Annotated in this window: 8 protein-coding genes; 4 read left to right on the top strand and 4 right to left on the bottom strand. The window is 69.3% G+C overall.

The annotated features are described in order from the left end of the window. Positions 1-26 precede the first annotated feature (26 nt). Entirely contained in the window at positions 27-599 is a 573-nt protein-coding gene (locus tag ALI22I_RS42045; RefSeq protein ID WP_143532698.1) for a hypothetical protein, read from the bottom strand. A gap of 136 nt (positions 600-735) precedes the next feature. On the opposite strand from ALI22I_RS42045, the gene ALI22I_RS54910 reads away from it, so the two are divergent. Then, positions 736-1,506: a helix-turn-helix transcriptional regulator gene (locus ALI22I_RS54910; protein ID WP_077011066.1), complete on the top strand. Its 771-nt coding sequence runs from the start codon at positions 736-738 to the stop codon at positions 1,504-1,506. Between the two features lie 73 nt (positions 1,507-1,579). Here ALI22I_RS54910 and ALI22I_RS42035 read toward each other — a convergent pair whose 3' ends face one another. Together ALI22I_RS42035 and ALI22I_RS42030 are read right to left on the bottom strand one after the other, a co-directional pair. Next, on the bottom strand, positions 1,580-2,596 hold the full coding sequence (locus ALI22I_RS42035) for a glycosyltransferase (protein WP_077011065.1): 1,017 nt from the start codon (positions 2,594-2,596) through the stop codon (positions 1,580-1,582). 69 nt (positions 2,597-2,665) lie between these two features. Then, positions 2,666-3,682 (bottom strand): Lrp/AsnC family transcriptional regulator, encoded by a 1,017-nt coding sequence (locus ALI22I_RS42030; protein ID WP_077011064.1) that lies wholly within the window; start codon positions 3,680-3,682, stop codon positions 2,666-2,668. 103 nt (positions 3,683-3,785) lie between these two features. Here ALI22I_RS42030 and ALI22I_RS42025 point away from each other — a divergent pair, with 103 nt between their 5' ends. Both ALI22I_RS42025 and ALI22I_RS42020 read left to right on the top strand, forming a co-directional pair. Next, on the top strand, positions 3,786-4,973 hold the full coding sequence (locus tag ALI22I_RS42025; protein ID WP_077011063.1) for a M20 metallopeptidase family protein: 1,188 nt from the start codon (positions 3,786-3,788) through the stop codon (positions 4,971-4,973). 240 nt (positions 4,974-5,213) lie between these two features. Beyond that, complete coding sequence (locus ALI22I_RS42020) at positions 5,214-6,641, top strand: RICIN domain-containing protein (protein WP_077011062.1); 1,428 nt, start codon at positions 5,214-5,216, stop codon at positions 6,639-6,641. 149 nt (positions 6,642-6,790) lie between these two features. On the opposite strand, the gene eccCa is transcribed toward ALI22I_RS42020, so the two are convergent. Further along, entirely contained in the window at positions 6,791-10,795 is a 4,005-nt protein-coding gene (gene eccCa / locus ALI22I_RS42015; RefSeq protein WP_077011061.1) for a type VII secretion protein EccCa, read from the bottom strand. 257 nt (positions 10,796-11,052) lie between these two features. On the opposite strand from eccCa, the gene eccD reads away from it, so the two are divergent. Beyond that, positions 11,053-12,447 carry a type VII secretion integral membrane protein EccD gene (gene eccD / locus ALI22I_RS42010; RefSeq protein WP_077011060.1) on the top strand — a complete coding sequence of 465 codons (1,395 nt, stop codon included), beginning with the start codon at positions 11,053-11,055 and terminating at the stop codon, positions 12,445-12,447.

The raw sequence follows: 12,447 nt of genomic DNA, 5'->3' as shown, positions 1-12,447 counted from the left end.
CCCGCCGGCCCGCGTGGGTTTCGTCGTCACCGAACCGGGCGGGGTGGGCGTTCCGGCTTGAGGTGGGGTGCTTTCGTCGTCGGCTTGGTGGTCGGGGTTCCGACAAGCGGAGCGATGACTTCGGCGTCCACGACGACGCCCCGGCAGACGGTGACCTTGCCGTCGCCGCAGACGGGGCTTCCGGGTCGGCTGTCGACCAGCTTGAGGACACCGGCAGTGGTGTCGCCGGACGCGTAGCCGAGGAAGACGCAGATCGCGGGTTTCGTGGGGCACGACCCCGGGCGCCCGGCCAGGGCAGCCGCGACGAGCGGACCGAGGCAGGTTTCCCCGGTGGCCGGCACACTGGCATCCTCACGGCAGCGGTCTTCGATTCCCGCCACTTGTTCTTCGGCGAGGTCGATGCCCGTCATATTCGTCACGTGGTCGGACGGTCTTCCCGGAACTGTGAGGGTCGCCGACGGCACGTCCTGCACGGTCGTGCCCGTCGTGGACGAGTCGGAGTCCTGGCACGCCGCGGTCGTCAACGTGAGGGCGAGTGCGGCGAGCACCGCGATCACCCGGGTGCTGGGGTAGGTCAAGCCTTCTGAAGTGTTCGTCATGGCGGCAGCGTGCGCGTCAGCCGGCACAGCCCGGTATTCGCCTTCAGGCGTATTTCCGTGCGCTCACTTCACTCATCCGCATGATCAGAATCCCGTGCATCACCGGGCGGCGTAGCGTTGGCCGCGGAGGTGGGTGATGGCCGAAACTCTCTCCGACTGGGACCTGCGCCGCCTCGTGACGGTCATCGAAGACGGACGCCGCGACGACCCGAACCGGGCGATGCCGTGGGCCGTGCTGGACGGGTTGCTCGACCTCATCCACTGTGACGCCGTGGGCTTCACCGAGTTCGACGTGCCCCACAAGGTGTTCCTCACCGAGCAGTTCCTCGAAGGCCACGAGCGCTCGCTGGCTCTCGACAACGACCAGGAAACCGACCACCCGTACTGGCGGTTCCACCACGATTTCCTGCCGTGCAGTTACGCCGAACGCACCGGCGATCTCAGACGGATCGTCCTGCACTCGGACTTCTATTCACCTGCCGAATTGCACAACACACCATTCTTCGCCGAGGTGTGGGGCGGCCACGGCCCGACGCACCGCATGGTGGCTACGCTGCCGGCCGCACCCGGCCGCACCCGGCGCATTCTGCTGGACCGCGACAGCGGCCCGGACTTCAGCGAGCGCGACCGCCTGGTGGTCCAGCTGCTCCGTCCGCACCTGTACGAGGTCTACCTCGATGCGCAACGCCGGCTGAACGGCGTTCCCCGACTGAGCGACCGGGAACTGCAAGTCCTCCAGCTGGCCGCTCAGGGGCGCAGCAACGCGGATATCGCGCGGGAACTGTTCATCTCCGTCAGCACCGTGCGCAAGCACATGGAACACATCTTCGACCGCACCGGCGCCCGCAGCCGTGCGGCGGCAGCCGCTCTGGTGGTGCCGCACCTGAACGTCGGCAACCTCGGCTAGCGCTTCTCGCCCATCCGGAATCCAACGCCGTCAGGCTTGGTCACCGGCCTTCAGGTGCACTCGGTTCGATGGCTCATCCGCACTTGGCGTAGTCCGGCAACCGGCGGGCGACCTCGTCCGGGGAGGGCATGCGGGCGATCTCCTCGGCGATCGCGCGGGCCGCGTCGCGGTGGTCGGAGGGTCCGTGGCGGGGCGACAGGGCCCGCACGTGCTCGGCGATGGCGTCCGCGCTCAGTTCGCCGGGGAGGATGCTCAGCCCTGCCCCTGCGGCGGTGACGGCGTCGGGGTTGGCGAACTGGTCGGCGCCCTGCGGCAGGATCAGCTGTGGGACGCCGACGGCGAGCGCTCCGAGGGTGGTGCCGCTGCCGCCGTGGTGGACGACCACGTCGGCGTGCGGCAGCAGGTCAGACTGCGGCACCCAGGTCCGCACGGTGACGTTGTGCGGCACGTCGCCGAGTTCGTCCAAGCGTACGCGGCCGGTGGCGACAACCACGTGGGCGTCCAGCGTCGACAGGCCCTCGATGGCCGTGATGAGCAGTTCGGGGGTGCCGAACGCGGTGCCGAGCGTGAGGTAGATCAGTGGCTGTGACGTGGGCCGACTGTCCCAAGTGGGCAGTGCCGCCGGTTCGGAGTACGGGACGGGGCGCAGTTCGATCCGGTCTTCGGTGGCGATGAAGTCCTTGTCCTGCATGGACGGCGGGCAGATGTCGATGTGCGGCCGTCCGGGGGCTTCGGCGTTCTTCGTGGGCAGTTCGAGGCCGATGCCTTCGGGGATCATGCGGCCGAAACCGTGCCACATACCCGGAATTCCGGCGCGGGCCGCGGCGACGGCCGCCCCCGGCAGTCCCCACTCGTGCACCACGAGGTCGGGCTGGAGCCGTACCAGTTCGGGTTCCAGGTCCTCGGCGTACAGCTCGTAGAACGAATCCGCGGGCCGGAACGGCCGCAGTCCGTTCGCGGCCAGTGGCGCGTGCACGCCCTCGCCGGCCGCGAAATGCACCTCGTGCCCGGCGTCCCGGGCGGCGATCGCGAGCGGGATCAGCGGGTAGGTGTGACCCACCGAAGCCAGGCTGGCAAACAGAACGCGCATGCCGGAGAACCCTACGCGTGATCATCAAGCGCTCGCCGACGGGTTCGCTCACGGCGATGGCACAGCGGGTCAGGAGGACGCCCACGGGTCGATCGGCACCACGTCGGTGATGAGGCCGGTTTCATCGAGCAGGCACCCCATCCGTTTCACCGCACGCAGGGTCACGGCGCGGTCGGTGAGGGTCAGTGCGGGCAGTCGTCTGGCAAGTTCCACCTCCAAGCGTTGGATGTCGCCGAGCGACCGCAGCCACAGCGTCATCACCAGGTTGTCCGCCCCGGTGACGGCCGCGCACAGCCGGACTTCCGGCAGTTCGGTCAGCCTGGTCGCGGTGCGGTCGAGCTCGTCGGGTGGCACGCGGGCCCAGAACGTCGTGGCGATCGGCCACCCCGTGATCGGCTGGGCGACCTCGCAGCGCAGGGACAGCAGTCGGCCGTCGACCATCTCGTTGAGCCAGCGCCGAACCGTGGACCCGCTCTTCCCCGTGCGGGCCGCGATCTCGGCCGCGGGCCTGCGTCCGTCGTCCAACGCGCGCAGCACCTCCCGGTGGTGGTCCTTCCAGACGGCACGGCTCCCGGACGGTTGGGGTTGCGCGGCGAGTTGCCCGCGCCGCTGGGGTTCGAGCGCGCCGAGCCGCCAGTGGTTGCCCTCGCCGTAGACCGTGGTGACGGTGTGGGTGCGCGTCCGGCGCACGCCGGGGAGCCGTTGGAGCCGGTGCAGCACGACCTGGGACAGCGTCGCCAGATCAGGGGTCAGGACGGTCAGGAACAGGTCCCGGCCACTGCTGATGATCGAGATCGAGACGATCTGCGGCAGCCGCGACAGCGCCTCGACCGCGTGCTCGCGGGCGTTCGGCTCGATGTCCAGCTCGATGAACGCGTTGCAGTGGTCCTTGGCCCACAGCCGCACGTCGGGATAGGCGGTGACCCGCGCGAACCCGGCGTCGGTGAGCCCTTGCCAACGCCGTGCGGCGGTGGCCGGGTCGATGTCGAGCGACCGCCCGACCTCGTGCCACGTCGCACGCGGTGCGGCTTGCAGTGCGTGGACGAGCCTGAGGTCGGTCTCGTCAGGTGTGAGCGAATCCTGCACAGATAGCCACCTTGGTGAGCAATTCCAGCAATTTTAGCCCTGAGAGTGACACTCGAAGTGATCCTTCGGCAAGTACCCCAGCCACCAAGTCGAGGAGAGACCCATGCCGGTCCACGAGGACGCCGTCGCGTTGCGGGACGACCTGGTCCAGTTGCGCCGACGCCTGCACGCCGAGCCCGAGATCGGCCTGGACTTGCCGCGCACGCAGGAGAAAGTGCTCGCCGCGCTCGACGGGTTGCCGCTGGAGTTGACGCTCGGGGACGCGCTGACCTCCGTGACGGGCGTGCTGCGCGGCACGCGGCCGGGGCCGCCGGTGCTGCTGCGCGCCGACATGGACGCCCTACCCGTGCAGGAACGCACCGGCCTCGACTACGCGTCCCGTGTGGACGGTGCGATGCACGCGTGCGGACACGACATGCACACCGCCATGCTGGTCGGCGCCGCACACCTGCTCGCCGGTCGGCGGGACGAGTTGACCGGCGACGTCATCTTCATGTTCCAGCCCGGCGAGGAGGGGTGGGACGGCTCGGCCAAGATGATCGCCGAGGGTGTGCTGGACGCCGCCGGCCCGAAACCGACCGCCGCCTACGCGTTACACGTGTTCAGCGCCGCCGTGCCGCACGGGATGTTCACCGCCCGCCCCGGCACGACGATGGCCGCCTCCGACGGGCTGGAGGTGACCGTCGTCGGCTCCGGCGGGCACGGCGCCAGGCCACACCGCGCGAAGGACCCGATCCCGGTGGCCTGCGAGATCGTCACGGCACTGCAGACCCTGGTCACGCGCCAGTCCGACATCTTCGACCCGGTGGTCCTGACCGTGGGTTCGTTCCACGCCGGCAGCCGCCGCAACGTCATCCCCGACACCGCGCGGTTCGAAGCCACCCTGCGGTCGTTCTCCGCGCGGGCCAAGGCCAGGATCAAGGACGCCGCGATCACCCTGACCCGGTCGATCGCCCAGGCCCACGGCCTGCACGCCGAGGTGACCTACATCGACGGCTACCCGATGACCGTCAACGACCCGCAGGAGACGACGTTCGTCGCCGACACGATCACCGACGTCCTCGGTGAGCCACGCTTCCGCCACCTGGCCAACCCGCTCCCCGGCGGCGAGGACTTCTCCCGCGTCCTCCAGCAGGTCCCCGGCGCGTTCGTGCTGCTCGGCGCCGGGAACGGCACCACCGACAACCACTCCCCCCTCGCCGAGTTCGACGACGCCGTACTGCCCGACGGCGCCACCGTCCTCGCCGAACTCGCCCTGCGCCGGAGCCGGCTTCCCGGTGGGGCGGCGTGATCGTGGCCTTCCGGGCGGTTTACCCACGACCGGAAAAACCGAATTCGTGATCGGACGAATCAAACAAAGCCCAACACGGCCGTCGTTAGAGGCGCGACCGGCTGCGTTACACCCTTGACACGAGGGCGTCACGCGCCGTTCTATGTGCGCCAGCGTTTGATTCAGTCAGGTTTTTGCTCGTTCGTGGTCTGCTTTGAGCTGCACTGTGGCTGCGGGCAGTCCGGAGTGAAGGGAACGCCCATGCGTCGTGCTTGGCTGCCGATACTCGCGCTGGTGATGAGTCTGCTCCCGCAGGCGGTCCTGACGGGTACCGCACAGGCGGCGACCGTCACGATCCCCAACGGCGTCCAGTTCACCGACACCACCGGCGCCGTGGTGCACGCGCACGGCGGCGGCGTGATCAAGGTCGGCAACTACTACTACTGGTTCGGCGAGAACCGGAACGAGGACAACACGTTCCGGTACGTGTCCGCCTACCGCTCCACCGACCTGAAGACCTGGGAGTTCCGGCGTCACGTGCTCACCCAGGCCACCGACCCGGAGTTGGCCGTGGCCAACATCGAGCGCCCCAAGGTGGTCTTCAACAGCACCACGGGCAAGTACGTCATGTGGATGCACAAGGAGAACGGCGCCGACTACAGCGAGGCCCGCGCCGCCGTGGCCGTGGCCGACACCGTGGACGGCGACTACTCCTGGCGGGGCAGCTTCCGGCCGCTGGGCCACATGTCCCGCGACATCACGCTGTTCAGGGACGACGACGGCACCGGCTACATGATCTCGGCGGCGCGCGAGAACCGCGACCTGCACGTGTACCGGCTCTCCGCCGACTACCTGACCGTCGAGAGCCGGGTGCAACTGCTGTGGGCGGGCCAGCTCCGCGAGGCCCCGGCGTTGTTCAAGCGCAACGGCGTGTACTTCCTGCTCACCTCCGGCGCCACCGGCTGGAACCCCAACCAGCAGAAGTACGCCACCGCCTCCAGCGTCACGGGGACGTGGAGCGCGCTGGCGGACGTCGGCGACGCCACCGCGTACGGCTCGCAGACCACCTACGTGCTGCCGGTCCAAGGCACCTCGGGCACCTCGTACCTCTACATGGGTGACCGCTGGGGCAACTCCTTCAACCAGAACGTCAACGCCTCGCGGTACGTCTGGCTGCCGTTGGCGTTCCCGACGAACACGACCATGACCATGGACTGGTTCCCGCAGATCACCATCGACACCGCCACCGGTTCGGTGGCCGGCGTCGGCGGCCCGTGGCAGACCGTCACCGCCCGCCACAGCGGCAAGTGCGTCGACGTGCCGAGCAGGTCCGTGGACAACGGCGTGCAGCTCACCCAGTACACCTGCAACGGCGGCATGAACCAGGCGTGGTGGTTCAAGGACCTGGGCAACGGCTACCACCAGCTCATGGCCAAGCACAGCGGCAAGTGCCTGGACGTGGCGAACAACTCCCTCGCCGACGGCAACCCGATCATCCAGTGGCCGTGCGGGTCCGGGAACAACCAGCAGTGGCAGTTGCAGGACGCGGGCAGCGGCTACGTGCGCCTGATCTCCCGCCTCAGCGGCAAGTGCCTGGACATCAAGGACGCCTCGACCGCGGACAGCGCCAAGGTCGTCCAGTTCACCTGCGGCACCGGCACCAACCAGCAGTTCCGGCGCGGCGCCTGAGCTCTTCGCACCACCACGCGGCCCGGCCGGTTCTCCCGGCCGGGCCGCCTGCCGTTGCGGGCCGGAACGCCGGGCACACCGGCCCGTCGAGCGAGCGGCGCTCGCGGGTGGTGAGGTCCCGCGCGGGCAGGGCACCGACGTGACGCCACCTAGTCCGGATCGATCCACGCCACCTGGATGCGCTGCTGGCCCAACTTGCGGGTGACCAGCGTGCCCCGGCCGGGAGGCTGCGGCGAGGCCTTGAGGGTGCCCACGATCGAGCCTTCCTCCTTCGACCCCGAACCCACCATGATCGGCGCCGAGATCTCCTTGAGCTTGCCCAGGATCGGGTCGTACATCGCCCGCGACGCGCCACCCATCCGGCGCACCGCGATGACGTGCAGACCGACGTCCTTCGCCTGCGGGATGAACTCCGCCAACGGCTGCAACGGGTTCTGCCCACCCTGCGGCGCGACCAGGTCGTAGTCGTCCACGACCACGAACAGCTCCGGGCCCTTCCACCAGGAGCGGTTCTTCAACTGCTCCTGCGTGACGTCCGGGCCGGGCAACCGGCCGTACATCGACGTCCGGATGTCCTTGATCATATCCGTCAACTGCAACGACGACGCCGCGTAGGCCAACAGGTGGTCGGTGTCGATGAAACCGAGCATCGTGCGCCGATAATCCACCAGCATGATCAACGCTTCAGCGGACGTGTAGCTGGTCATGATGCCGCGCACGATGGCGCGCAGCAGGCCGGTCTTGCCGGACTCGCCGTCGGCCAGCGCCATGAAGTGCGGGTCGGCGTCGAAGTCCAGGTAGACCGGCGCCAGCTCGTCCTCGTTGACCCCGATCGGCACCAGATGACCCCGATTGGGACGCATCTGCTGCACCTGCGCCATGAAGTCGCCGTACGGCAGCAGATCGGGCAGCAGCCGGACCTGCGGCGCACGCCGGCCCCGCCACGCCCCGTTGACCTTGGCGATCATGTCCTGCACGCCCGCCGCCACGTTCTCCGCGTCCGACGACGCGTCGATCCGCGGCAACGCGGTCAAAAAGTGCAGCTTCTGCGGCGACAGACCCCGACCCGGACGACCCGCCGGGATGTTCACCGCGACCTTCCGGTCCACCTCGGACTCGCTCGGGTCACCCAGACGCAGCTCGAACCGCGTGCCCAGCAGGTCCTTCATCGCCGGCCGGATCTCCGCCCACCGGTTCGCCGCCACCACCACGTGCACGCCGTAGGACAGACCCTGCGCCGCCAACGCCTGCACCATCGGCTCCAGCGCCTCGAACTCCTGCCGGAAGTTCATCCAACCGTCCACGATCAGGAACGCGTCACCGAAGTTGTCGTCCCGGATCTCGCCCCGCCGCTTGCGGTTGCGGTACTCCACCATCGAGTCGATGCCCTGCGCCCGGAACCGCTGCTCCCGCTCCGAGATCAACCCCGACAGCTCCGCCACCATCCGGCGCGCCTTGTCCACGTCCAACCGGCTGGCGAAACCACCCACGTGCGGCAGGTTCTCCAACGCCGCCAACGTGCCGCCACCCAGGTCCAGGCAGTAGAACTGCACTTCCTCCGGCGTGTGCGTCAACGCCATCGACGTGATCAGACCACGCAGCATCATCGACTTGCCCGACTGCGGACCACCCACGATCGCACCGTGACCCGCCGCACCGGAGAAGTCCGCCCACAACAGGTCGCGCCGCTGCTCGAACGGCTTGTCCACCACGCCCAACGGCACCTGCAACTTGCCGTTGGAGAAGAACCCCGGCGCGGTCAACCCGCGATCCTCGGTCGCCTGCAACGGCGGCAGCAGGGTGTCCAGCGACGGCGGCTCGTTCAACGGCGGCAGCCACACCTCGTGCGCCGGCGGGCCCTGCCCGACCAGGCGCTCGACGATGACTTCCAGCTCGGACGGCTCGTTGCTGTCCTCTTCCTTCTTCTCCTGCTTGACCGGTTCGAGCGGCTTGACCGGTTCCTTCGGGATCTCGATGTAGTCCGGCACGAAGTACCGCGGCCGCTTGTCGCTGGTCACCGGCGCGGACGGGCCCGCGACCTGCAACCCGGCTGGCCGGTACGGGCCGGACACGTACAGCGCCTTGAACCGGGTCAGCGGCGAGCCCTGCACGCCCAGGTAACCCGAACCCGGGATGGGCGGCAGCTCGTAGGCGTCCGGCACACCGATCGCGGCCCGCGACTCGGCGGCGGAGAACGTCTTCAGACCGATCCGGTAGGACAGGAACGTGTCCAGACCGCGCAGCTTGCCCTCCTCCAGGCGCTGCGAGGCCAGCAGCATGTGCATCTGCAGCGACCGGCCGACGCGGCCGATCTGCAGGAAGATGTCGATGAAGTCCGGCTTCGCGGTCAGCATCTCGGAGAACTCGTCGATGCAGATGAACAACGCCGGCAGCGGGTCGAGGTCGGCGCCGTTCTCGCGCGCCTTCTCGTAGTCCCACACGTTCTTGTAGTTGCCCTTGGCCAGCACTTCCTGGCGGCGCGACACCTCGCCCGCGATGGCGTCCTTCATGCGGTCGACCAGGGTCAGGTCGCCCGCCAGGTTGGTGATCGTCGCGGCCACGTGCGGCGCCTTGTCCAGGCCGAGGAACGTCGCGCCACCCTTGAAGTCGACCAGGATCATGTTGAGCGAGGTCGACGAGTGCGTCGCCAGCATGCCCAGCACGAGCGTGCGCAGGAACTCGGACTTACCGGAACCGGTCGCGCCGATGCACAGGCCGTGCGGGCCCATGCCCTCCATGGCCGCTTCCTTGATGTCCAGCTCGACCTGCTGACCGAACTCGCCGATGCCGAACGGCACCCGGTAGCGGTCGCGCACCGGCCGGGGCCGCCACGCGCCCTGCACGTCGAAGGTCATCGGGTCGCCGGGGATGCCCAGGAACTCCAGCAGCGGCGGATTGTTGCTCATCGACAGCGGGTCCTCGTCGGTACCGCCCGCGTCCACGCCGCCCACCCGGTACGGCGACAGCCGCCGGGCCAACGCCTCGGCCTCGACCACGCTCAGCCAGTCCGGCCCGCCGAACCACTCGACACCGCTGGCGCTGCGCGCGCCGAGCTTGCCGTCCTCGATCACCAGCCGCAGGCCGCGACGCGCGGTCAGGTTGCCCAGCGACTCGGACAGGTCCAGCAGCGTGACGCCGACCAGGCCCTCCTCCAGGATGATCTGCTCTTCCCGGGTGACGTCGCCGTCGTCGATCACGATCACGATGTGCGGCTGGTCGGCGGGCGGCGGGGCGTTGCGGGTGAACCGCTGCCGGTCGCGCAGCTGCTCGTCCAGCATCTGCTCGACCTCGGCCAGCGAGCTCGCCATCATCCGCATCTGGCCGATGCCGTCCACGATCTGCGGGTGCTGCACGTGCGGCAGCCACTTCATCCACTCCCACTCGGCCTTGGTGCGACCGGTGGTGACGACCGCGATCAGCAGGTCGTCCGGCGAGTGGAAGGTGGCCATCTGGGCCAGCAGGGCGCGGGCCAGGCCGCGCTTCTCGTCGATCTCGCCGAGCAGGCCGACTGCGGCGAAACCGCGCAGCGCGATGGAGATCGGCAGGTCGGGCACCAGCGAGTGGGCGCGCACGAACCGGCGCAGCGCCAACGTCGCGATCGGCTCCAGCTCCTCGACCGGACCGGTCTGCGGCGGCACGAGCCGGGTGGCCAGCCGCTGCGAGCCGCGGCCCGCGCGCAGGTGGCAGAAGTCGGGGTCGTTCTGCCGGCGTTCCCACATCCGCCGGGTGGTGGCCAGGGACCACAGCATCTGCGGGTCGGGGTGGACCCACTCGCGCTCGGCGCGCTGCTCGTTGGCGGCCTCACGGGCGCGGTCGCGCATCTGGCCCAGGTACCGCAGGTAGTCCTTGCGGTCCTCGTTCATCTCGGCCTTCTTCTGGCCCTTGCCGCCGCCCATGCCGCCGGCCATCATGCCGATGGTCGAGATCAGCATCATGCCCGGCATGATCATCGCCGCCGGGCTGCGCTGACTGGTCTGGAACATCAGCGCCATCATCCCGACCGAAGACACGATCATGACGACCGGCAAGGCCTTCATCATGATGTTGCCGGGGATGACCCGGGGCACCTCGGGTGGCGGTTCGAGGTGGACCTCACCGCCGGGCGGGCGGGGGGCAGCGAGGCGTGCCGTGCGCTTGAACTGCAGCGTGCTCACCTAACAGGCACCTCTTCAAATCGATCGAACACCCCTTGGCGTGTGTGGGCACGCCACCAGTCGCAACGACACTATGGCGCATCGCGACCCCGCACGACGGGGGGTTCGGTTAAATCCGCGACCAACGTGTTGCGCGGAACCGCCCTGCCACGGCACCCGCTGCGTCCATACTGGGGCCGCCCGAAGCACGTCCGACCGGACCAATAGGGTCGGGGCGGAACCACAGGCACACACTCATCAGGACTTAGGGGGCGCTGGTGGCGACCGGTACGACGGTGTTCAGCCGGGTGACGGTGGTTGCGCCGCGAACGCGTATCGACGTCGCGCTGCCCGCCGACGTCGCAGTGGCCGATCTGCTGCCGATGCTGCTGGACATGGCCAAAGAGGCCACTCCGGACGGTGGCGTGCGGCACGGCGGGTGGGCGTTGGCCAAGCTGGGCGACAGCCCTCTTGACCCGAGCCGCACGCTGGCCTCGCTCGGCGTGGTCGACGGCGAACTGCTCCAACTGCGCAAGCGCAACGAGAACCCGCCGCCCCCGCTGTACGACGACGTGGTCGATGCGATCGCCGAGTCCGACCCGGACAGCTTCCGCCCGTGGACCAAGGACACGGCGCGGCGCTACGGCCACATCGCGGGCGCGTTGGCGCTGATCACGGCCGCGGTCGCGGTGCTGATGGCCGGTCCGCTCTCGGGCGGCGGCAACCTGGCGCCGGCGATCTGCGCGGGTGTGATCGCCATCGCGGCGCTGGCCGCGGGCGCGGTCGTGGCGCGGGCCTACAACGCGACCGGCACCGGTGTGCTGATCGCGGCGGCCGGCGGCCTGCCCATGGCGTACGTCGCGGGCCTCTACATCGTGCCGGGCCCGCTGGGCCGGCCGAGCCTGCTGCTGGCCAGCGTGCTGGTGCTGATCTTCGCCTCGGCCGCGATCATGCTGATCGGCCGCGGCATCACGGTGTTCATCGCCGCCGCCACGGCGGGCGCGTTGAGCGGCCTCGCGTTCCTCATCGGCATTTTCGTCGACCACCCGATGCACGGCATCGCCGCGGCCACCGCGGCCGTCTCGCTCGCCGTGCTGTCCGCGCTGCCCCGGTTGACGATCCAGCTGGCCAAGCTGCCGCTGCCGACCGTTCCCGGCAGCGCCGAGGACCTCAAGGAGGACACCGGTTTTCCGGAGTACTCCGTCATCGAGCGGCGCACGGCCAACGCGCACGAGTACCTGACCGGCATGATCATCGGCTGCGGTGGCATCGCCGCTCTGTTCGCCGTGATCGCGACGAGCAACGGCAGCATCTGGGGCCCACTGCTCGCGATCGTGGTGACGCTGGTCCTGATGCTGCGCGGCCGCGTCTACGCCAACGGCGCGCAGGCGGTGGCGCTGCTGGCCAGCGGCATGGTCGCGGGCGCCGGCGTGCTGCTGGGGTGGCTGGTGCAGTCCTCGCCGGGCGACCGGCTGCTGTACGTGTTCGGCACCCTCGTGATCGTCGGCGCGGGAGCGCTCGTGCTCGGCGTGATCTTCCCCAACCAGAGGTTCTCCCCGGTGCTGCGCCGCACGGTCGACGTGCTGGAGGCCATCCTGATCGCCGCGGTCCTGCCGCTGGCGCTGGCGGTGATGGACCTCTACGTGGCCATGCGCCAGGTCATCCCCACGTGA

It is taken from the genome of Saccharothrix sp. ALI-22-I, assembly GCF_001984175.1.
In the GTDB taxonomy this organism is placed as follows: Bacteria; Actinomycetota; Actinomycetes; order Mycobacteriales; family Pseudonocardiaceae; genus Actinosynnema.
This window is presented reverse-complemented; position numbering and strand designations above follow the sequence as displayed.